The sequence below is a fragment of the Streptomyces sp. NPDC104202 genome, assembly GCF_055584185.1.
This window is the reverse complement of the sequence record NZ_JBVJMN010000029.1, coordinates 35,607-58,403: the sequence shown is the minus strand read 5'-3', so window position 1 is coordinate 58,403 and position 22,797 is coordinate 35,607. Positions and strand designations below refer to the sequence as shown.

The following is a 22,797-nucleotide window of genomic DNA, read 5'->3' as shown; positions in this document are numbered from 1 at the left end:
TCGTGCCCGGCCGACGCGGCACGCACTGTGAATCCCCGTGAAAGGAACGTCCGTGTCCACTGGTGCACCTCCCGTACTGGCGCGATTCGCCAGATCCGCCCCCCGGCTGGCCGTCGTCACCGTCGCGGCGCTCGCCCTCGCCGCCTGCGGAGGCGGCGGTGACCAGGCCGAATCCGGCACCCCGTCCTCGGCTCCCGCCCCGGCCGACGGCGCGCCCGCCGCCTTCCCGGTGACCGTCACGCACAAGTACGGCACCACGACGATCGACAAGGAGCCGAAGACGATCGTCACGCTCGGCCTCTCCGACCAGGACGCGGTGCTCGCGCTCGGCGTCAAGCCGGTCGGCGCCGTCGACTGGTTCAAGGAGGACCCCTACGGCAAGTGGCCGTGGACCAAGGACAAGTGGGGCGGCACGAAGCCCGAGATCGTCGGCGAGCGCGACGAGTACAACATCGAGAAGATCGCGGCGCTCAAGCCCGACCTCGTGATCGCCCAGTACTCGGGGATGAAGAAGGAGCAGTACGACACGCTGTCCAAGTTCACCAAGGTCGTCGCCCAGCCCGAGGAGCACCCCGACTACGGAGCCCCGTGGCAGGTCATGACCCGGCAGATCGGCAAGGCGCTCGGCAAGGACGCCGAGACCGAGAAGCTGATCGCGGACATCGACGCCCGCTTCAAGGCCGTAAGGGACAAGCACCCCGAGTTCTCCGGCAAGACCCTCGCCGTCGCCGACAGCTTCGAGGCCGGCAAGTACTCGGCGTTCACCAGGACCGACCCCAAGGCGATCTTCTTCGCCGGGCTCGGCTTCACGCTGAAGCCCGAGATCGACACCCTCGCCAAGCCGGGGTGGAACGCGGCCGAACTCAGCGCCGAGAAGCTGAACGTCCTCGACGTCGACCGGCTCGTCTGGGTCACCTCCAGCACCGAGGCCGACGACCGCATCAAGGCCGAACCGCTCTACAGGAAGCTGAAGGTCAGCCAGGAGAAGCGCGACCTGTTCGTGCCCTACCAGGGACCCGACATCGGCGCCGCGTTCTCCTTCAACACCGTCCTGTCGATCCCGTACGCCCTCGACGAGATCGAGCCGCTCCTCTCGGCGATCAAGTGACGCACGGTTCCGCGGGGGGGTCCGCCCGCCCCGCAGGGCCCCCATCGACGCACCACCAGGGAAAGGCCACTTCGTACGATGTTTGACGTCGAGTCGGACCGGGTGTCGACCGCCGGGACCGCCCTCACCGGAGGGCAGGCCGGCATCTGGCTGGCCCAGCAGATGGATCCGGACAGCTCCGCCTACAACATCGTCTACACGCTCGACCTCAGACGCGGCACCACCGACGGTGCGGACGGCGCCGCGATCGACCTGCACCGCCTCGCCGCGGCCGTCCGCCGGGCCGTCGAGGAGACCGAGTGCCTCCGGGTGTCCGTCGTCTCCGGTGACGACGGACCGCGCCAGCTGCCCCGGGCCCGGCCCGTCGACGTCCGCGTCGTCGACCTGCGCGGGTCCGCCGACCCCGAGGAGGCCGCCGCCGCGTGGATCGCCGCGGACCGTGACCGGCCCGTCGACCTCGCGCAGGAGCCGCTCACCGCCCACGCGCTGCTCCGCCTCTCCGACGAACGGGTCCTCTGGGCCCAGCGCCACCACCACATCGCCGTCGACGGCATGGGCGTCACCCTCCTCACCCGCCGGGCCGGCGAGCTCTACACCCTGGGGGAGCGGGCCCCCGCCGTCCACGGCCGCTCCCTCGCCCGGCTCGTCGCCGCCGACGAGGAGTACCGCGCCTCCGAGCGACACGCCGAGGACCGGGCCTGGTGGGCCGGGCGCATGGCCGGACGCTCCGAGCCGGTCCGGCTCGTCGAGCGGGCCGCCGCCCCGATGACCCGCCGACTGCGGCACAGCGCCGACCTCCCCGCCCGGACCCTGGACCGGCTGCGCGCCACCGCCCGCGCCGCCGGCGTCCGGCCGTCCCGCGTCCTGGCCGCGGCCGTCGCCGCCTACCTCCACCGCGTCACCGGCGCGCCGGACCTCGTCCTCGGCCTGCCCGTCACCGCCCGCCACGACGAGGTGTCCGCGGCCGTCCCCGGCATGCTGTCCAACATCGTCCCGCTGCGGCTGACGGTCCGCCCCGCCACGACCGTCGCCGCCCTCCTGGCGCAGACGGCCACCGCGATCGCCGACGCCGTCGCCCACGGCCGCTACCGCGCCGAGGACCTCGCCAAGGACCTGGGCCTCGTCGACGGCGTACCGGAGCTCGTCGGCCCCACCGTCAACATCCAGCCCCGCACCGACGGCCTGCGGTTCGCCGACCACGAGGCCGCCCTGCGCCCCGAATGGCTCGGACCCGTCAGCGACCTGGCGTTCGGCTTCGCGGAGACCCCCGACGGCCGGCAGGTCACCCTCCACCTCGACGCGGACGCCGACGTCTGCGACGAGACCGCGCTCGGCGACCACGGCCGACGCTTCCTCGCCCTCCTCGACGCCTTCGTCGACGACCCCGACCGCCCGCTCGGCCACATAGACCTCACCACCGAGGCCGAACGCGCCCTCGTCCTGGAGGAGTTCGGCGTCGCCCCGCGCGAGGTCGAGGAGCTCTCCTGGCCCGCCGCCTTCGCGCGCCAGGTCCGCCGCACCCCCGACGCCGTCGCCCTCGTCTGCGAGGACGAGGAGCTCACCTACGCCGCGCTCGACGCCGCCGCCAACCGCCTCGCCCGGCTCCTCGCGGCCGGCGGCACCGGACCCGGCGACGTCGTCGGCGTCGCCCTGCCCCGCACGCCCGAGCTCGTGGTCGCCCTCCTCGCCGTGATGAAGACCGGCGCGGCCTATCTGCCCCTGGACGCCGACCACCCCGCCGACCGGCTCGCCCACATGCTCGACGACTCCGGCGCCCGCACCGTCCTCACCGTGCGCGCCCTCGCCGGCGAGCTGCCGCGGACCGACGACGTCACCCTCCTGCTGCTCGACGACCCCGCCACCGCCCGGGCCCGCGGGGCCCAGCCGGACACCGCGCCGCAGGTGGACATTCCCCTCGACGGGGCCGCGTACGTCATCTACACCTCCGGCTCCACCGGCCGCCCCAAGGGCGTCGTCGTGCCGCACGACGGCGTCGGCAGCCTCGTCGCCACCGCGACCGACCGGATCGGCATCACCGCCGACAGCCGGGTCGTGCAGTTCGCCTCGGTCGGGTTCGACGTGACCGTGTGGGACCTGATCATGTCCCTGTGCGTCGGCGGCCGGCTCGTCCTCGTCCCCGCCGAGCGCCGCGTCGCCGGCCCCGCGCTCACCGACTACATCGCACGCCACGGCGCCACCCACATGATCCTGCCGCCGTCGCTCGTCTCGGCGCTGCCCCCCGAGTGCGCACTGCCCGAGGGCGCCGTACTCGTCGTCGGCACCGAGGCCGTCCCCGCCGAGCTCATCGCCCGCTGGGAGGGCCGCGTCCGGGTCGTCGTCGCGTACGGACTCACCGAGGCCAGCGTCAACTCCACCCTCTGGCCCGCCGACCCCGCCCGGCCGGGCCCCGCGCCCATCGGCCGCCCCGACCCCAACACCCGCGCCTACGTGCTCGACACGGCCCTGCGCCCCGCGCCCGTCGGCGCCGAGGGCGAGCTGTACGTCGCCGGGCGCGGCCTCGCGCGCGGCTACCTGGGACGCCCCGGACTGACCTCCGAGCGGTTCGTCGCCGATCCCTACGGACCGCCCGGCGCCCGGATGTACCGCACCGGCGACCGCGTCCGCTGGGGCGCCGACGGCAACCTGGAGTTCCTCGGCCGGGCCGACGGCCAGATCAAGATCCGCGGCCACCGCATCGAACCGGGCGAGGTCGAGAGCGTCTTCATGGCCTGCCCCGGCATCGCGCAGGCCGCCGTCCTCGCCCGCGAGGACCACCGCGACGTCAAGCGCCTCGTCGCCTACCTCGTCCCCGAGGAGGGCGGTGCGGACGCCGAGGCCGCGGTGACCGCAGCGCGCGCCCACGTCGCCGCCACCCTGCCCGACCCCATGGTGCCCTCCGCCGTCGTCGTCCTCGACCGGCCGCTCCCGCTGACGCCCAACGGCAAGCTCGCGGCCAAGGACCTGCCCGAGCCCCGGTGGACCGCCGCGGCCGGCGCGGACGCCCCCGGCACCCCGGCCGAGACCGCGCTCGCCGCGCTCTTCGCCGACGTCCTCGGCCTGCCCTCCGTCGGCGTCCACGACAGCTTCTTCGAACTCGGCGGCGACAGCATCGTCGCCCTCCAGCTGGTCAACCGCGCCCGCGCCGCCGGACTGGCGCTCACCCCGCGCGAGGTGTTCCGGCACCGGACCGTGGCGGCGCTCGCCCGCGTCGCCCGCACCCCCGACGCCGCCCCCGCGCACCGCGCCGCCCTCGACCCGGACGCCCTGCCCGTCTCCCCGCTCCAGGAGGGCTTCTTCTTCCACGCGCGCTACGACGGCGGCGCCGGGGACCTCTACCTCGTCCAGGAACTGCTCGACCTCACGGGCCCCGTCGACCCGGACCGGCTGCGCCGCTCCCTCCAGCTCCTCCTCGACCGCCACCCCCTGCTCCGCGCCTCCTTCCACCAGCTGCCCGGCGGCGAGGTCGTCCAGCGCTTCGCGGACCGCGTGACGCTGCCCTGGCGCGAGGCCGACACCGGGGACACCGGACTCGACGAGCTCCTGCGCGCCGACCGCGCCGCACCGTTCGCCCTCGACCGGCCGCCGCTCCTGCGCGCCACCCTCGTCAGGGACGGGCAGCGCCACCGGCTGCTCCTCACCCTCCACCACATCGTGGCCGACGGCTGGTCCGTCGCCGTCCTGCTGCGCGAACTCACCGCCGCCCACCGGGACACCGCCGCGCTGCCGGAGCCCGTCGCCCCGGAGCCGTACCTGGCCTGGCTCGCCGGCCGGGACCGGGACGCGGCGCGCGAGGCGTGGCGCCGCGCTCTCGACGGTCTCGACGGCCCCACCCGCCTCGCCCCGGCACCCCCGGAGGAGGGGGCCGCCGCCGCGCCGGAGCGCGTGGACACCCGGCTGCCCCGGGAGCTCTCCGACGCGCTCGCCGCCTACGCCCGCCGCCAGGGCCTGACGCTCGGCACCGTGCTGCACGGCCTGTGGGGACTCCTCCTCGGCGGGCTCACCGGCAGCCGCGACGTCGTCTTCGGCACCACCGTCTCCGGGCGGACCACCGAGGTCGCCGGACTGGAATCGGCCGTGGGCCTGTTCGTCAACACCGTGCCGGCCCGGGTGACCCTGCGGGCCGAGGAGTCGCTCACCGGCCTGCTGCGACGCGTCCAGGACGAACACGCCGCCCTCCTCGACCACCAGCACCTCGGGCTCGCCGACATCCAGCGGGTCGTGGGCGGCGGCGAACTCTTCGACACCCTCGTGGTCCTGGAGAACCACCCGGCCGCCGCTCCGGCGACCGGCGAGACGGGGCGGGAGGAGACCGAGGAGCTGCGGATCACCGGCGTCGAGGTCTTCGACGCCGTCCATTACCCCCTCGCGCTCGTCGTCGAACCCGGCGCCGACGGCCTGCTGCTGCGGTTCAAGCACGACGCCGCCCGGCTCGACCGGGTCGCCGTCGCCGTCCTCGCGGGCCGGTTCGAGTCGCTGCTGCGGACCCTGCTCGCCGATCCCGACCGCGCCGTGGGCCGCACCGACCTGCTCTCCGACCGCGAGCGCGGACACCTCGCCGCGCTCAACGCCACGGCGCGCCCGCTGCCCGACGCGACGATCGTCTCGCTCTTCGCCGCACGGGTCGCCGCCACCCCGCACGCCCCGGCCGTCGTCTTCGAGGACACCACCCTCACCTACGCGGAACTCGACCGCCGCGCCGAGCGGTTGGCCCGGCGCCTGCGCGCGCACGGCGCCGGGCCCGAGGAGTACGTCGCCGTCGCGGTGCCGCGCTCCGCCGAGCTGATGGTGTCCCTCCTCGGCGTCCTCAAGGCGGGCGCCGCCTATCTGCCCGTCGACCTCGACTACCCGGCCGACCGGGTCGCGTTCATGCTCGCCGACTCGGGCGCCGGGACCGTCGTGACGACCGACGCGGCCGCCGGCCGGCTGCCCGACGTCCCGGGCCTCGCCCGCCTCGTCGTCGGTCCGGCGGAACCGGACGCGCCGGAGGAGCGGGACACGGGCGCCGCCGCGGCGGGACCCGACCACCCCGCGTACCTCATCTACACCTCAGGCTCCACCGGGCGCCCCAAGGGCGTCGCCGTCACCCACCGGGCCATCGTCAACCGGCTGGCCTGGATGCAGGGCGAGTACGGACTCACCGCCGACGACCGGGTCCTGCAGAAGACGCCGTCCAGCTTCGACGTGTCCGTGTGGGAGTTCTTCTGGGCGCTCGTCGAGGGCGCCACGGTCGTCCTCGCCCGCCCCGACGCCCACCGGGACCCGGACCGACTGGCCCGGCTGATCGAGGAACGGGGCGTCACCACCGCGCACTTCGTGCCCTCGATGCTCGCCGCGTTCGTGCGGGCGCGGGAGGCCGTCCCCGGCGACCCCCGGTGGGCGGCGAGCCTGCGCCGGGTGTTCTGCAGCGGCGAGGCGCTCGGCGGCGCCGACGCCCGTCGCTGGTCGGAGCTGACCGCACGCTCCGGCCGGGCGCCCGTGCCGCTGCACAACCTGTACGGACCCACCGAGGCCGCGGTGGACGTCACGTACTTCCCGTACGAGGGGGCCGACGAGCCCGCGGTCCCCATCGGCCGCCCCGTCTGGAACACCCGCCTGCACGTCCTCGACCCGTTCCTCCGCCCGGTGCCGGACGGCGTGCCCGGCGAGCTGTACCTCGCGGGCGTCCAGCTCGCCCGGGGCTACCACGGGCGGCCCGCGCTGACCGCCGAGCGGTTCGTGGCCGACCCGTCGGGCGCGCCGGGGGAGCGGATGTACCGCACCGGGGACCTCGTGCGCCGCCGCGCCGACGGTGCCGTCGAGTACCTCGGCCGCACCGACCGCCAGGTCAAGATCCGGGGCAACCGCATCGAGCCGGGCGAGATCGAGGCCGCCCTCGCGGCCCTCCCCGGCGTCGTCCGCGCGGCGGTGACCGTCCGCGACGGAGCCCTCGTCGGCTACGCCGTCCCGGAACCGGGCACCGCCGCCGACGGCGAGGCGCTGCGCGCGGCCCTCGCCGGAACCCTGCCCGCCCCGCTGGTGCCGGCCGCCGTCGTCGTCCTCGACGCCCTGCCGCTGACCCCCAGCGGGAAGCTCGACCAGAACGCGCTGCCCTCGCCCGCACGCGTGCCGCAGGAGGGCGGCCGGGCCCCGGCCGACGCCCGCGAGCACGCCCTGTGCGCGGTCTTCGCCGACGTCCTCGGCGTGGCCGGGATCGGCGCCGACGACGACTTCTTCGTCCTCGGCGGCGACAGCCTCACCTCGATCGTCGTCGCGACCCGGGCCCGGGAGCACGGGATGACGCTGAGCCCGCGCGACGTGTTCGTCCACCGCACCCCCGCCGCCCTCGCCGAGGCCGCCGCACGCGCGGACCGGGCCGGCACGCCCCCCGCCCCCCGACCGACCCCCCAGACACCCGAGGTACCCGTGAACCAGGACGGCGTGACCGTCTCCGCCTCCGACGCGGGCCAGGCCGCCGCCGCCCTCCAGGCCGTCCTCGCCCTCCAGCAGCAGTCCGGCGCCGCCGTCGACCCCGCCCTCCGGGCCCTGCTCGACCAGCTGACCGCCGCCGCGCCGCCCGAACCGCCGGCCCCCGCCCCCCTCGGCGGACTCGTCCTCACCGCGGAGGAGCGGGACCGGGTCGCGGCCGCCGCCGGGCTCCCCGTGACGGACGTCTGGCCGCTCTCCCCGCTCCAGGAGGGCATGTACTTCCACGCCGGCTACGACGCGGGAGACGCGCTCGACGTCTACCAGTCGCAGGAGACCCTGGACTTCGACCGCCGCGTCGACGCCGACCGGCTGCGGGCCGCCTGCCGGACCCTCCTCGACCGCAACACCGGCCTGCGCGCCGGGTTCACCGGCGACGGACTGCCCCGCCCGGTGCAGTTCATCGCCGACGGCGCCGAGATCCCGCTCGTCGAGGCCGACCTGTCGGGGCTCCCGGCCGAGGAGCGCCGCACCCGCGTGGAGGAGCTGCTCGCCGCCGACCGCAGGCGGCGCTTCGACCTCTCCTCGGTCCCGCTGTGCCGTCTCCTCCTCATCCGGCTCGGCGACGGCCGCGACCGGCTCGTCCTGACCCACCACCTCATCCTGTGGGACGGCTGGTCCGCCTGGCTGTTCCTGGAGGAGCTCTTCACGCTGTACGAGCGGGCCGGCGACGCCACCGGGCTCGAGGCGCCCGGCTCGTACCGCGACTACCTGGCCTGGCTGGACGCCCAGGACACGACGGCCGCCCTGGACACCTGGCGCGAGGCGCTCGCCGGCTTCGACGACCCCACCCTGGTCGCGCCGGCCGGCCGCGACGCGGGCCCCGTCATCCCCGTCGACCACGACGCCCTCCTCAGCCGGGAGAGCAGCGACCGGCTGCGCGGCCTCGCCCGCCGCCACGGCCTCACCCTGAACACCGTCCTCAACGCCGCCTGGGGGCTGGTCCTCTCGGCCATGACCGGCCGCGCCGACGTCGCCTTCGGCACGGCCGTCGCCGGACGCCCGGCGGACGTACCGAAGGTCGCCGGCATCATCGGCATGTTCCTCAACACCGTCCCCGCCCGCGTCTCCCTCACCCCCGAGGAACCGCTGCTCGACCTGCTGCACCGGACACAGGCCGCACGCGCCTCCGTCATGCCGTACGAGTACGTGGGCCTCGGCACCCTCCAGCAGCAGACCGGCCACCGCAGGCTCTTCGACACGCTCTTCGTCCTCCGGTCCGCCGACGGCGAGGACCGGGCGGCGGCGCTCCGGGAGCGGCACGGCATCACCGGCGTGTCCAACGTCGACGGCACGCACTTCCCGCTCACCCTCATCGTCACCCCCGGCACCCGGCTGAAGGTGACGCTCGCCGCCCGGCCCGACCTCTTCTCCGCCGCGGAGGCCACCACGGTCCTCGCCCGGTTCACCACCGTCCTGGACCGCATCGGCGAGGCCCTCGACGGCCCGGCCGCCACCTCCTACCGGGCCGCCTCCGTCGACCTGCTGCTGCCCGCGGAGCAGGCCGCGCTCGCCGCAGGCCGGGCGGCCGGACGCGAGGAGGTCCCGGACGAGACCGTCGCCGACATGCTCACGGCCCAGGTCGCCCGCACCCCCGACGCCGTCGCCCTGGTCTTCGGCGACCGCGCCCTCACGTACGCCGCACTCGACGCCCAGGTCAACCGGCTCGCCCGGCTGCTGCTCGCCCGCGGCGCCGGCCCCGAGACGGTGGTCGCGCTCGCGCTGCCCCGGTCCATCGAGATGGTGGCCGCGCTCTTCGCCGTGCTGCGCACCGGCGCGGCCTACCTGCCGCTCGACCTCGACCACCCCGCCGACCGGCTCCGGCTGATGGCCGAGGACACCGGTCCGCTCTGCCTGGTCTCCACGACCGCCGTCGCCCCGGCCCTGCGCGGCGGCGACGGCCCCGTCGCCCCCGAACTGCTGCTCGACGACCCGGCCGTGGCCGCCGCGCTCGCCGCGCTTCCCGGGGACGACGTCACCGACGCCGAACGTCCCGCCTTCGCCCGCGGCGTCCCCGGACGCCTGGAGCACCCCGCCTACGTCATCTACACGTCCGGCTCGACCGGCCGCCCCAAGGGCGTCGTCACCCCCTACCGGGGACTGACGAACATGCAGCTCAACCACCAGAAGGAGATCTTCGACCCGGCCATCGCCTCGGCCGGCGGACGGCGGCTGCGCATCGCCCACACCGTCTCCTTCGCCTTCGACATGTCGTGGGAGGAGCTGCTCTGGCTCGTCGAGGGCCACGAGGTCCACGTCTGCGACGAGGAGCTCCGCCGCGACGCCGAGGCCCTCGTCGCCTACTGCGACGAGCACCGCGTCGACGTCGTCAACGTGACGCCCACCTACGCCCAGCTGCTCATCGAGGAGGGCCTGCTCGACCGGGACGCGGCCGCCGGGAAGCACCGCCCCGCCCTCGTCCTGCTCGGCGGCGAGGCCGTGTCCGACACGGTCTGGTCGCGGCTGCGCCGTACCGAGGACACCTACGGCTACAACCTGTACGGCCCCACCGAGTACACGATCAACACGCTCGGCGGCTCCACCGCCGACAGCGCCACCCCGACCGTCGGCAGGCCCATCCGCAACACCCGCGCCCACGTCCTCGACACGCTGCTCCGCCCGGTCCCGCCGGGCTGCCCCGGCGAGCTGTACATCGCCGGCACCGGACTCGCCCGCGGCTACCACGACCGGCCCGGCCTGACCGCCGAGCGGTTCGTCGCCGACCCGTTCGGCGAACCCGGCGCACGCATGTACCGCACCGGGGACCTCGTACGGCAGCGGCCCGACGGCCTGCTCGACTTCCTCGGCCGCACCGACGACCAGGTCAAGATCCGCGGCCACCGCGTCGAGCTCGGCGAGATCGCCACCGCCCTCGCCGACCACCCCGAGGTCGCCCACGCCGCCGTCGTCGTCCACCCGCACGCCGGGACCAAGCGCCTGGTCGGCTACGTCGTACCGGAGGACGGCAGGGGGGCCGCGGCCGGCCGGGGCACACCGGGCGACGGCGCCGCGGGACGGGACGAGGAGGCCGTCCGCAGGCTGCGCGACCACCTCAGGTCCCGGCTCCCCGACTACATGGTCCCGGCCGCCATCATGACCGTCGCCACCCTGCCGCTGACCGTCAACGGAAAGCTCGACACCCGGGCCCTGCCCGCCCCCGACCTCACCGGCACCGGCGCGGGCCGCGCCCCCCGCACGCCGCGCGAGGAGACGCTCTGCGCGCTGTTCGCCGAGGTCCTCGGCCTGCCCTCCGGCAGCGTCGGCATCGACGCCGACTTCTTCGACCTCGGCGGCCACTCGCTGCTCGCCACCCGGCTCGTCAGCCGCGCCCGCACCGCGCTCGACGCCGAACTGGCCATCCGCGACCTCTTCGAGGCGCCCACCGTCGCCGAGCTCCTGGAGCGCGCCGCCGCCTCGCGCGGCGCCGCCCGCCCCGCCCTGACCGCCCGCACGGCCGCCGACGCCCCCGCCGGCGGACTCCCGCTCTCCCACGCCCAGCAGCGGCTCTGGGTCGTCCAGCAGATCGAGTGCACCTCGGCCGCCTACAACTTCCCGCTCGTCCTGCGGCTGACCGGCGCCTTCGACCGCGCCGCCTGGGAACGCGCGCTCGGCGACGTCACCGACCGGCACGAGGCCCTGCGCACGCTCGTCGCCGAGCACGACGGCCAGGCCCACCAGCGCATCCTGCCCCCCGGCTCCGCCCCCGTGCCCGTCGAGCACCTGCGCGCCGCCGAGGACGCGGTGCCCGGCATCGTCGACGCCGCCGTCCGCCGGCCCTTCGACCTCGCCACCGAACCGCCCCTCCGCGCCACCGTCGTGGAGCTCGCCCCCGACGACCATGTCGTCGTCCTCCTCCTCCACCACATCACCACCGACGAGTGGTCCGACCGCCCCTTCCTGCGCGACCTGACCACCGCCTACACGGCACGCCTCGCCGGCACCGCCCCCGACTGGGCGCCGCTGCCCGTCCAGTACGCCGACTACGCCCTCTGGCAGCAGCGCCTCCTCGGCGACCCGGCCGACGGGACCAGCCTCGCCGCCCGCCAGCTCGCCCACTGGCGGAGCGCCCTGGCCGGCGCCCCCGAGGAGCTGGACCTGCCCACCGACCGGCCGCGCCCGGCCCGGCCCACCTTCGCCGGGGCCGAGGTCGACATCGCCTTCGACCCCGAGGTCCACGAGGGACTCAGGCGGCTCGCCCGCGACGCCGGCGCCAGCATGTTCATGGTGGTCCACGCGGCCGTGGCCGCCCTCCTCCACCGCCTCGGCGCCGGCACCGACATCCCGCTCGGCGCGCCCATCGCGGGCCGCGGCGACGAGGCCCTCGACGAACTGGTCGGCTTCTTCGTCAACACCCTGGTCCTGCGCACCGACCTCGGCGGCGACCCCACCTTCACCGAACTGCTCGCCCGGGTCCGCGCCACCGACCTCGCCGCGTTCTCCCACGCCGACGTGCCCTTCGAGGCCGTCGTGGAGACGATCAACCCCACCCGCTCCCTCTCCCGCAACCCGCTCTTCCAGGTGATGGTCGGCCACCACGTCCGCACCGGGGACGAGCTGCGGCTGCCGGGCCTCCGGGCGCGGTACCTGCCCCACCGGGTCGGCACCGCCAAGTTCGACCTCGTGTTCAGCTTCACCGAGCACACCTCCGCCGACGGCCGCGCCGACTCCCTCGGCTGCCGCCTGGAGTACGCCGGCGAACTCTTCGACCCCGAGACCGCCCGGCTCATCGGCGACCGCCTCCGCCGGCTCGTCACGGCGCTCGTCGAAGCCCCCGACCGGCCGCTGTCCCGGGCCCGCGTCCTCACCGACGAGGAGGAGCGGCTGGTCGTCGAGGGCTTCAACGGCCCGCCGCGCGCCGTCGACGAGGAGACCTTCCCCGCGCTCTTCGCCCGCCGGGTCGCCGAGACCCCGGACGCGGTCGCCGTCGTCGAACGCTCCCGGCAGGTGACGTACGCCGCCCTCGACGCCCGCGCCGACCGCATCGCCCGGCTGCTCGCCGCCCGCGGAGCCGGTGCCGAGAGCGTCGTCGGCGTCGCCGTGCCGCGCTCGGTGGACATGGTCGCCACGGTGCTCGCCGCCCTGAAGCTCGGCGCCGCCTTCCTCCCGCTCGACCTGGTCCACCCGGGCGACCGCCTCACGTACATGATCGAGAACTCGGGGACGGCCGTCGTCGTCGGCACCGAGTCCGTCGCCGGGAAGATCCCTGACGTCACCGGCGTCCCCGTGGTCCTGCTCGACGCCCCGGAGACCGTCGCCGCGCTCGACGCCTGCCCCGCCGGCCCGCCGCGCGCCGCACCGGCCGCCCTGGACCAGGCCGCGTACGTCATCTACACCTCGGGTTCGACCGGCCGCCCCAAGGGCGTCGTCGTCCCGCACGAGGGCATCGCCAGCCTGGTCGCCACCGCCGTCGACCGGATGGGCCTGCGCCGTGACAGCCACGTCCTCCAGTTCGCCTCGATCGGCTTCGACGTCTTCGCCTTCGAACTGGCCATGGCGCTCTGCCACGGCGGCCGGCTCGTCCTCGTCGGCGACGAGGCCAGGGTCGCCGGCCCCGCCCTCACCGACTTCCTCGCCGACCAGCGGATCACCCACATGATCCTGCCGCCGTCGCTGATGTCCGCGCTGCCGCCCGGCTGCGCCCTCCCCGACGGCTCGACCGTCCTCGTCGGCACCGAGACCGTGCCGCCGGACCTCTTCGAACGGTTCGGCGCCACCGCCCACCTGATCTGCGCCTACGGACTGACCGAGGCGACCGTCAACTCCACCCTGTGGCCCGCCCGCGAGCACGGCGGCCGGGTCCCCGGCCGGGTCCCCATCGGCCGCCCCGACCCCAACACGCGCTGCTACGTCCTCGACGAGCACCTGCGGCCCGTGCCGCCCGGCGTGGCCGGCGAGCTGTACGTGGCCGGGCGCGGCCTCGCCCGCGGCTACCTCGGGCAGCCCGGGCTCACCGCGCAGCGGTTCGTCGCCGACCCCTTCGGCGCCCCCGGCGCCCGGATGTACCGCACCGGCGACCGGGCCCGCTGGCGCGCCGACGGCAACCTGGACTTCCTCGGCCGGGTCGACACCCAGGTGAAGATCCGCGGCTTCCGCATCGAGCTCGGGGAGATCGAGGCCGCGCTCGCCGCCCACCCGTCCGTCGCCCAGGCCGCCGTCCTGCCCGACCGCGACGGGGACATCGTCCGCCTCGTCGGCTACGCCGTCCCCGAGACCGGGCACGGCACCCCGGGCGGGCTCGAGCCGCGGGAGCTGCGGGCCCACCTCGCCGGGCGCCTGCCCGCGTACATGGTCCCCGCCCTCGTCGTCCCGCTCGCCGGCCCGCTGCCCCTCACCCCCAACGGCAAGCTGGACCGCAGGGCGCTGCCCGCCCCCGACTGGTCCGGGATGACCGGCGACGCGCGCCCCGCGACGGCCACCCAGGAACGCGTCGCCGGCCTGTTCCGCGAGATCCTCCGGCTCGACGACGTCGGCGTGCACGACAGCTTCTTCGAACTCGGCGGCCACTCCATGGCCGCGATGCGGCTGCTCGGCCGGATCCGCACCGAATGCGGCGCCGAACTGGGCATCCGGGACGTCTTCGACGCGCTCACCGTCGCCGGCATCGCCGCCAAGCTCGACGGCGCCGCCGCCGCGCGGCCCGCGCTGCGGCCCGGGGACACCGCGGCCGACGACCGCGACGGACGCCCCGCGGCGCCCGTCCAGCGCTGGCAGTGGCAGAGCCACCGCCGCCGCCCCGGCTTCGACCACACCCTGGTCCTCCGGTCGGCCGGCGGACTCGACGCCGAGGCCCTCACCGCGGCCCTCGCCGACGTCACCGACCGCCACGAACCGCTGCGCACGGCCTTCGCCGAGCACGACGGCCGACCGGTCCACCGCGGCGTCCCCGCCCCCGTCCTCACCACCGAACACTGCCCCGACCCCGACGCCCGCGCCACCGAACTCACCGCACTGGCACCGGACCTGGAGCAGGAGGCGCCCCTCCGCGCCCGGCTGCTCACCGCTCCCGACGGCGCCCAGACGGTCGTCCTCAGCCTGCACTACCTCGCCGCGGACGAGTGGTCGGTCGTCCCGCTCCTGCGCGACCTCACCACCGCCTACGGCGCCCGCACCGCGGGCCGCGCCCCCGGCTGGGCCCCGCTGCCGGTGACCTACGCCGACTACACCCGCTGGGCCCACGAGGTCCTCGGCGACCTGGCCGACCCCGAAAGCCGGGGCGGACGCCAACTCGCCCACTGGCGGCGGACGCTCCACGGGGCACCCCGCGAACTCGCGCTGCCCGCCGACGCGCCCGCGCCGGTCCGGGACGGCGCCGCCGGCCACCAGGCGGCGGGACACGTCGGGTTCGTCCTCGACGAGACCCTGCACGCGGACGTCGACCGGCTCGCCGCCGCCACCGGCACCAGCATGTTCATGGTCCTCCACTCGGCCCTCGCCGCCCTGCTCACCGCCCACGGCGCCGGCACCGACCTCCCCGTCGGCACGATGGTCGCCGGACGCACCGACGACCGGCTCGCCGACCTCGTCGGCTGCTTCCTCAACACCGTCGTCCTGCGCACCGACACCGCGGGCGACCCCACGTTCACGGAACTCCTGCGCCGCGTACGCGAGACCACCCTCAGCGCCCTCGACCGCCAGGAGGTCCCCTTCGACGAGGTCGTCCGCGCCGCCGGGCTGCGGCCCGAAGGCCCCCAGGTGATGGTCGTCCACCACGAACAGGCCGACGTCGACCTGCTGGAGGGCGGCCTCGGTGTGCTCGAGGCCCTCCCGACCGGCCCTGCACGCGCCGACCTCACGCTGAGCTTCCACGAGCCCCGCGGCGAAGGAGCCGTGCACTGCGCCCTGATCCACGCGACCGGTCGGCTCGGCGCGGCCAAGGCCCGCCGGCTCGCCGACGAACTCCAGGCCCTGCTGCGCACGGTGGCGGCCGACCCCGGACAGCCACTCTCCCGGCTGTTCCCCGTCCCCTCCACAAGGAGCGAGAACTCATGACGACCAACCCCTTCGAGGACGCACAGGCGCGCTTCCTGGTCCTGGTGAACGAGGAGAACCAGCACTCGCTCTGGCCCGCCTTCGCCGCCGTCCCCTCCGGCTGGCGCACCGTCTTCGGTGACGATACCCGCGACGCCTGCCTCGCCTACGTCGAGACGCACTGGATCGACCTCCGCCCCGCCGGCCTCGCCGCCCACCAGGGCTGACCCCGCCCGCACACGACGAAGCCGCCCGCCGGGAACGCTCCCGGCGGGCGGCTTCGTCGTGTCCTCGGATCAGACCGTCGGCGGGACGAGGGCCGCGGGGTCTCCCGCGGGGCGGGGGACGCACTCGGCGGGGGCGCGACGGCTGTCGGACCAGGCCGCCCAGAGGTCGGCGTACCGGCCTCCGGCGGCGACGAGCTCCTCGTGGGTGCCGGTCTCGACGATCCGGCCGCGGTCGAGGACCACGACGCGGTCGGCGGCGGCGGCCTGGGGCAGGCGATGGGCGACGACCAGCCCGGTACGGCCTTCGAGGGCGCGGGCGGCGGCCTCCTCCAGGACGCGGGCGCCGGCGCTGCCCGCGTCGGCGGTGGCCTCGTCGAGCAGGGCGACGGGAGGGTCGGCGAGGACCAGCCGGGCGAGGGCCAGGTGCTGGGCCTGGGCCACGGTGAGGCGGTGTCCGCCCTCCCCGACGACGGTGGCGAGGCCGTCGGGCAGGGCCTCGGCCCACTCCAGGGCGCCCACGTGGTCCAAGGCCGCGCGCAGGGCGTCGTCGTCGGCGTCGGGGCGGGCGAGGCGGAGGTCCTCGGCGAGGGGTCCGGCGAAGACGTGGACCTCCTGGCTGATGAGGCTCACCGCGCGGCGGACCCCGGCGGGGCCCAGCGTCGTCGCGTCGACGCCGCCGAGGGTGATCGAGCCGGCCGTGGGTGCGTGGACGCCGGCGATGACCTTGGCGAGGGTGGTCTTGCCGGCGCCGCTGGCGCCGACCAGCGCGACCCGCTCCCCGTCGCCCACCTGGAGGTCGATGGCGTGGAGGACCGGGTCACCGGTGCCGTACGCGTGTCCGACGCCGGTGACCCGGACCGAACCGTCGGCGGGGGCGGCGGCGCCCCGCGGGTCGCGTTCGGCGGGCAGCGAGGAGACCCCGACGAGGCGGGCGAAGCTCGCGCCCGCCGACTGGGCGTCGTCGAGGAGGAAGAGCGTCGCGTTGACCGGGTTGAAGAGGCTGTGGAAGTACAGCGCCGCCGCGGTCGCCGTGCCGATGCTGACCGCGCCCCGGTCGACCAGGACGAATCCGGTGGCGAGCATCGCGGCGAGGCCGATGAACTCGGCCAGGTTCAGCCGGGAGAAGAAGCCGGTCACGATGTGGATGCCGCGCAGGCCGAGGTCGCGGGCGGCCGCCGACCGCCGCTCCAGGAGGCCGGTGTGGGGGGCGCCGAGCCGGAAGGCGCGGACGGTCCGCACCCCGCCGACGCTGTCGAGCAGCTGGTGCTGCAGCGCGCCGGTGGCGACGCGGTGTTCGCCGTACACCGGGGCGGCCCGGCGCAGGTACCAGCGGACCGAGAGGACCTGCACCGGCGCGGCGAGCAGCGCGGCGAGGAGGAACCGCCAGTCGAGGACGGCGAGTCCGGCGAACGTGAGCACGATGGTGAGCGCGGAGCGGCTGAACTCGGGGAGCGCCTGCCGGACCGACTTCGCGATCATGGTCACGTCGCTGGTGACCCGGGAGACGAGGTCGCCGGAGCCGGCGGCCTCGACGCGCTCCAGCGGCAGGCGCAGCGCCCGTTCGATGAACTGCTCGCGCAGCGAGGCGAGGACGGTCTCGCCGAGGCGGGCGACGAGGGTGCCGCCGAGCGCGGCGGCCGCGCCCCGCACCAGCGCGACGGCGATGAGCAGGACGAGCGGCACGGTCAGGGCCGCGGCGCCGCGGCGCTCCACGACCAGGTCGACGATGTGGCCGAGCAGCGGCGCGGTCAGCAGGCCGACGCCCGTGCCGGCGACGAGGACGCCGAGCGCGGCCCCGGCCAGCAGCCGGTGGCCGCGCAGCATGGTGCGCAGGGCAGCGAGCGACTCGGCTCCGGTGGCGGTGGGCAGGAGCGCGCGGTCCTGGGGGCTGCCGCTCATGGTGTCGTCCGTCTCCTTCATGCGTCGTCCTTCTCGCGGCGTCCCCCGTACGGGGCGGCGGGGGTCATGCCAGCACCGTCGCCCGGTAGGCCGCGTCGGCGGCGAGGAGTTCCTCGTGGTGGCCGTCGGCCCGTACGGCGCCGTCGTCGAGGACGACGACGCGGTCGGTCACGGCGAGCAGCGCGGGGCTGGTGGTGACGAGGACGGTGGTGCGGTCGCGCCGCAGCGCGCGCAGCCGGTCCGCGATCCGGGACTCGGTGACGGTGTCGACGGCGGTGGTCGGGTCGTGCAGGACGAGGACGGGCCGGTCGGCGGCGAGCGCGCGGGCCAGGGCGACGCGCTGGCGCTGGCCGCCGGAGAGGGACCGGCCGCGCTCGGCGAGGAGGGTGTCCGCGCCCTCGGGGAGCAGCCGGGCGACGTCGTCGGCGGCCGAGGCCGTCAGGGCGCGGTCGACGGCGGCCGGGTCGCCGTCGGCCCCGGCCCGGACGTTCTCCAGGAGGGTGGTCTCGAAGAGGTCGGCGTCGTGGTGGGCGACCAGGACCGTCCGGCGCAGCGCGTCCGGGTCGAGCGCGTCGAGCGCCACCCCGTCGAGCGCCACCGTGCCCTCGGCGGGGTCGCGTTCGCGGCCCAGGCAGAGGAGCAGGTCGGCGGCGACGGCGGGGTCGCCGGCGACGACGCCGGTGAGGCTGCCGGCGGGCAGGTCGAGGTCCACGCCCCGCAGGGTGCCGAGGGACACCCCGCTGAGGGTGAGGCGGCCGGCGGCGGGCGCCGTCGGCTCCGCGTCGCCGCCGTCGACGGTGGCGGGGGAGGCGAGGACCTCGGCGATCCGCCGGGCCGAGGCGCGCCCCTGGGCCAGTTCGGCGTTGACGTAGGTGAGGAGCTGGAAGGGGCCGAGGAGGAACTGGGCCAGGCCGACGGCGGCCACGAGTTCGCCGACGCTGATGCTGCCGTCCATGGCGAGGTAGGCGCCGACCAGGCCGATCAGGGCGATGAACACGCCGGTCAGGGCGAGGATCGCGCCCTCGTGCCCGGCCCGGCTGCGGGCGGCGCGCAGGGCGGCGGCGAGCGAGTCGCGGCTCGTGGTGCGGTAGCGGGCGACGGCGGCGGACTCGGCGCCCATGCCCTTGAGGACGCGGAGTCCGGCGACGAGGTCGGCGGCGACGCCCGACGCGTGGGCGGCGCGCTCCTGTTCGGTCTCGCTGCGTCGTTCGAGGGGCCGGCTGATGCGGTGGCCGAGCCAGAGGAGCGGGGGGATGCCGAGGAGCACGAGGAGACCGAGCGGTACGGAGATCCTCAGCAGAGCGACGGCGCTGATGACGAGGGCGGCGACGGCCGACACCCCGTAGGACAGGACGGTGGCGACCGAGCCCACCCGGCGGGCGTCGTTGGTCGCGATGCTGGTCAGGGCGCCGGGGAGCCGGTCGGCGTCGGCGCCGCCCCGCGGGTCGAGGACCCGGGCGGCCAGCTCCATCCGGAGGCGGTGCGCGGCGAGTTCGCCGGTGCCCTCGCCGATCCGGGCGCTCGTGCGGTAGCAGGTGGAGAGGACGAGGAAGAGGCCCCCGAGGACGAGCAGCCAGCGCAGGAGCGCGCCGGAGGAGCCGGTCGCCACGGCCGAGTCGATGACGACGCCGATGACCACGGGGACCAGGGCCTCGCAGGCCTGGTGGGTCATGCCGAGCACGGACGCGGCGACGACGCGTCCGCGTTGTTCTCTGATCGCCCGTCGGAGGACGAGCCCCCCTGTCGGTGCGCCCGTTGGCATGTGCGTCCTCCACGGAGACGTAGCGATTGGTTAGGTAAGCCTACTCTCACCTCGCCTCCTGGAGGGGGAGTCGAGCGGGGGTTCGAGGGCTCGCCGGGCGGCCTTCCGGCCGGCCGGCCGCGCGCGTTGACCGGTCGATCGAGTTCGGTTAGCCTCACCTAAGTATCGGCTCGTCAGCTTCCGTGTGCCGGGTCGTATCCCACGCCTCAACTGCCGCCAGGGGAGCCGTCGTTGTCCGTCCAGTCCCGTTTACCCCGGGTGGCGTCCGGACCCCCCGACGACGGCCGGGACGGCAGGCCCGCGCCTCCCCGCGCGAGCCGCGCCGGAACGACCCTGCGCGGCCTGGGCCTGCTCACCGCCGCCGCCGCACTGGTGCTCGTCGCGCTCCTCAGCGTGTGGGTCGGCACCCGGGGCATCCCCTTCACCGCCACCTGGGACGTCCTCTGGCACCCCGACGGGTCCGAGACGTCGGTGATCATTCACGAGTACCGCGTCCCCCGCACGGTCCTCGGCGCCCTCGTCGGCACCGCCCTCGGCCTCTCCGGCGCCCTCATGCAGGCCCTGACCCGCAACCCCCTCGCCGACCCCGGCATGCTCGGCGTCAACCTGGGAGCCTCCGCCGGCGTGGTCGTCGCCCTCGCCTTCTTCGGCGTCGCCGCCCCGCTCGGCTACGTCTGGTTCGCCCTCGCCGGCGCCGCCGCGGCCTCCACCGGCGTGTACCTCCTCGGCTCCTCCGGCCGGAAACTCGCCTCGCCCGAGCGGCTGGTCGTCGCCGGCGCCGCCGTCACGGCGGTGCTGTACGCCTTCAACTGGGCGGTCCTCCTCCTCGACCCCCGCGCCTTCGACCAGTTCCGCTTCTGGACCGTCGGCTCCCTCGCCGGCCGCTCCCACGACATCGTCCTCATGGCCCTGCCCTTCATCGGGGCGGGCACGCTGATCGCCCTCGTCCTCGCCCCCTCGCTCAACGCCCTGGCCATGGGTGACCAGCTGGGCCGGGCCCTCGGCGTCGACGTCGGCCGCACCCGGGCCCTGGGCGCCGTCGCCGTCATGCTGCTGTGCGGCGCCGCCACCGCGGCCGCCGGCCCCATCGGCTTCGTCGGCCTCGCCGTCCCGCACGTCGCCCGCTTCGTCGTCGGCCCCGACCAGCGCTGGGTGTTCGCCTACTCCATGCTGCTCGCGCCCGTCCTCATGCTCGGCTCCGACGTCCTCGGCCGGGTGCTCGGAGCCCCGGGCGAGGTGCAGGTCGGCATCGTCACCGCCTTCCTCGGCGCCCCCCTCTTCATCGCCCTGTGCCGCCGCCGAAAGCTGGTCATGCTGTGAGTGCCGTCCGGGGGCCGAAGACCCCCACGCCGCACGGCCCGCCGGGGTCCGCGCCGGCCACGGCCCCGGGTGCCGCCCCCGGCACCGCGCCCGCCGGCACCCCGCCCCGGGTCGTCACCGGCCGCCTCCTCCGCACCCGCTCGGGCAGCCTCTCCCTCCTGGTGCGCGGCCGCGCCGCCGCCGTCACCGCGGCCCTCCTCGCCGCCCTCGTCGCCGTCATGGCCGTCAGCCTCACCACCGGCGACTTCGACCTCTCCGTGGGCGAGGTCGCCCGGGCGCTCACCGGCGGCGGATCGGGACCCGCCGACTTCGTCGTCAACACCCTGCGCATGCCCCGCCTCGTGACCGCGCTGTGCGTCGGCGCCGCGCTCGCGGTCAGCGGGGCCATCCTGCAGAGCATCACGGGCAACCCGCTCGGCAGCCCCGACATCATCGGCTTCACCAACGGCTCCGCCGTCGGCGCCCTCGTCGTGATCGTGGTCCTCCACGGCAGCATGACCCAGATCGCCGTCGGCGCCCTCGCCGGCGGACTCGCCACCGCCCTCGCCGTCCACCTCCTCATGCTCGGCCGGGGCATCCAGGGCTTCCGGCTGGTCGTCGTCGGCATCGGCGTCAGCGCGCTGCTCCTCGCGGTCAACTCGTACCTCATCACCCGGGCGACCTTCCAGGAGGCGCTGGAGGCCCAGGCGTGGCTGATCGGCAGCCTCGGCAACCGGCTGTGGACCCACGCCCAGGCCATCGGACTCGCCGTCGCCGTCCTGCTGCCGCTCGCCCTGCTGCTCTCGCGGCGGCTCGCCATGGTCGAGATGGGCGACACCACCGCCGCGGCCCTCGGCGTCGACGTGACCCGCACCCGCACCGTGCTGCTGGTCGTCGCCGTCGCCCTCGCCGCCTTCGCCACCGCCGTCACGGGCCCCATCTGGTTCGTCGCCCTGGCGGCGCCCCAGGTCGCCCGCCGGCTCACCGGATCGGCCGGCCCGGCCCTGCTGCCGTCCGCCCTCATGGGCGCGGTGATGCTCGCCGTCGGCGACCTCGCCGTCCAGCGCCTCTTCGCGCCCGCGCTCCTCCCGGTGGGCACCGCGACCGGCTGCGTCGGCGGCCTCTACCTCGTCTGCCTCCTCGTCACCGAGTCGCGAAAGAGCCGCGCATGACCCCACCCGACCCCTCGGCCCCCCGCCTGCGCGCCGAGGACCTCACCCTCTCCTACGACCGGCGGACGGTGGCGACCGGCCTCGGCGTCGAGATCCCCGACCGCTCCTTCACCGTCATCGTCGGACCCAACGCCTGCGGCAAGTCCACCCTCCTCACCGCCCTCGCCCGGATGCTCCGCCCCCGCGCCGGGCAGGTCTACCTCGACGGCGCCGCCATCGGCTCCTACCGGTCCCGCGAGGTCGCCCGCAGGCTCGGACTGCTCCCGCAGTCCTCCACCGCCCCCGGCGGCATCACCGTCGGCGACCTCGTGGCCCGCGGCCGCTACCCGCACCAGGGGCTCCTGAGGCAGTGGTCCGCCGACGACGAGTCCGCCGTCGTCGAGGCGATGCGGCAGACCGGCGTCCTCGAACTCGCCGACCGCCCCGTCGACGACCTCTCCGGCGGACAGCGCCAGCGCGTCTGGCTGTCGATGGTCCTCGCCCAGCAGACCCCGATCCTCCTCCTCGACGAGCCGACCACCTTCCTCGACATCGCGCACCAGGTGGAGGTGCTCGACCTGTGCGCCCGGCTGCACGCCCGCGACGGCCACACCGTCGTGGCCGTCCTGCACGACCTCAACCAGGCCTGCCGCTACGCCACCCACCTGATCGTCATGCGGCCCGGCGGCGTCATCGCGGCCGAGGGCGACCCGTCGACGATCATGACCGCCGCCCTCGTCGAGGACGTGTTCGGCCTGCCCTGCCGGATCATCGAGGACCCGGAGACCGGCACCCCGCTGATGGTGCCCGCGGCTCCCCGGCGGTACGCGGAGGAGCGCGACGGCACCGCCGCCGGCCCCGTGCCGGCCCCGACCCCCTGACGACGCCCCCCTGACGACTCCTGACGACGACCGGACGGAC

The 22,797-nt window shown here is 75.8% G+C and carries 8 protein-coding genes; 6 read left to right on the top strand and 2 right to left on the bottom strand.

Annotation, left to right across the window (positions count from 1 at the left end; genetic code table 11):
• Window positions 1-52 precede the first annotated feature (52 nt).
• The 3 genes from ACZ60W_RS19890 (at window position 53) to ACZ60W_RS19880 (ending at window position 15,765) form a co-directional block, all read left to right on the top strand.
• On the top strand, window positions 53-1,108 hold the full coding sequence (locus ACZ60W_RS19890) for an iron-siderophore ABC transporter substrate-binding protein (protein WP_469756634.1): 1,056 nt from the start codon (window positions 53-55) through the stop codon (window positions 1,106-1,108).
• A 78-nt stretch (window positions 1,109-1,186) separates the two neighbouring features.
• Window positions 1,187-15,559, top strand: coding sequence for an amino acid adenylation domain-containing protein (locus ACZ60W_RS19885; protein WP_469756633.1), 14,373 nt, complete (start codon window positions 1,187-1,189; stop codon window positions 15,557-15,559).
• Window positions 15,556-15,765 carry an MbtH family protein gene (locus ACZ60W_RS19880; RefSeq protein ID WP_469756632.1) on the top strand — a complete coding sequence of 70 codons (210 nt, stop codon included), beginning with the start codon at window positions 15,556-15,558 and terminating at the stop codon, window positions 15,763-15,765. Before ACZ60W_RS19885 ends, ACZ60W_RS19880 begins: the two co-directional genes overlap by 4 nt.
• 69 nt (window positions 15,766-15,834) lie before the next feature.
• On the opposite strand, the gene ACZ60W_RS19875 is transcribed toward ACZ60W_RS19880, so the two are convergent.
• Window positions 15,835-17,685 (bottom strand): ABC transporter ATP-binding protein, encoded by a 1,851-nt coding sequence (locus ACZ60W_RS19875; RefSeq protein ID WP_469756631.1) that lies wholly within the window; start codon window positions 17,683-17,685, stop codon window positions 15,835-15,837.
• Window positions 17,686-17,728: 43 nt separating this feature from the next.
• Window positions 17,729-19,426, bottom strand: coding sequence for an ABC transporter ATP-binding protein (locus ACZ60W_RS19870; RefSeq protein WP_469756630.1), 1,698 nt, complete (start codon window positions 19,424-19,426; stop codon window positions 17,729-17,731).
• A 258-nt stretch (window positions 19,427-19,684) separates the two neighbouring features.
• On the opposite strand from ACZ60W_RS19870, the gene ACZ60W_RS19865 reads away from it, so the two are divergent.
• From ACZ60W_RS19865 to ACZ60W_RS19855, 3 genes are read left to right on the top strand one after another with little or no spacing between them, the layout of a single operon-like run.
• Window positions 19,685-20,746: a FecCD family ABC transporter permease gene (locus tag ACZ60W_RS19865; protein WP_469756629.1), complete on the top strand. Its 1,062-nt coding sequence runs from the start codon at window positions 19,685-19,687 to the stop codon at window positions 20,744-20,746.
• Window positions 20,743-21,897: a FecCD family ABC transporter permease gene (locus ACZ60W_RS19860; protein ID WP_469756628.1), complete on the top strand. Its 1,155-nt coding sequence runs from the start codon at window positions 20,743-20,745 to the stop codon at window positions 21,895-21,897. The genes ACZ60W_RS19865 and ACZ60W_RS19860 overlap by 4 nt, the downstream gene beginning before the upstream one ends.
• The gene (locus tag ACZ60W_RS19855; protein ID WP_469756627.1) at window positions 21,894-22,757 is read left to right on the top strand and encodes an ABC transporter ATP-binding protein; all 864 of its coding nucleotides are present in this window, start codon (window positions 21,894-21,896) and stop codon (window positions 22,755-22,757) included. Before ACZ60W_RS19860 ends, ACZ60W_RS19855 begins: the two co-directional genes overlap by 4 nt.
• Window positions 22,758-22,797 lie beyond the last annotated feature (40 nt).

Coding starts and splice junctions, on each gene's coding strand:
- ACZ60W_RS19870 (WP_469756630.1), bottom strand. CDS start 19,426: ATGCCAACGGGCGCACCGACAGGGGGGCTCGTCCTCCGACGGGCGATC.
- ACZ60W_RS19885 (WP_469756633.1), top strand. CDS start 1,187: ATGTTTGACGTCGAGTCGGACCGGGTGTCGACCGCCGGGACCGCCCTC.
- ACZ60W_RS19880 (WP_469756632.1), top strand. CDS start 15,556: ATGACGACCAACCCCTTCGAGGACGCACAGGCGCGCTTCCTGGTCCTG.
- ACZ60W_RS19855 (WP_469756627.1), top strand. CDS start 21,894: ATGACCCCACCCGACCCCTCGGCCCCCCGCCTGCGCGCCGAGGACCTC.
- ACZ60W_RS19875 (WP_469756631.1), bottom strand. CDS start 17,685: ATGAAGGAGACGGACGACACCATGAGCGGCAGCCCCCAGGACCGCGCG.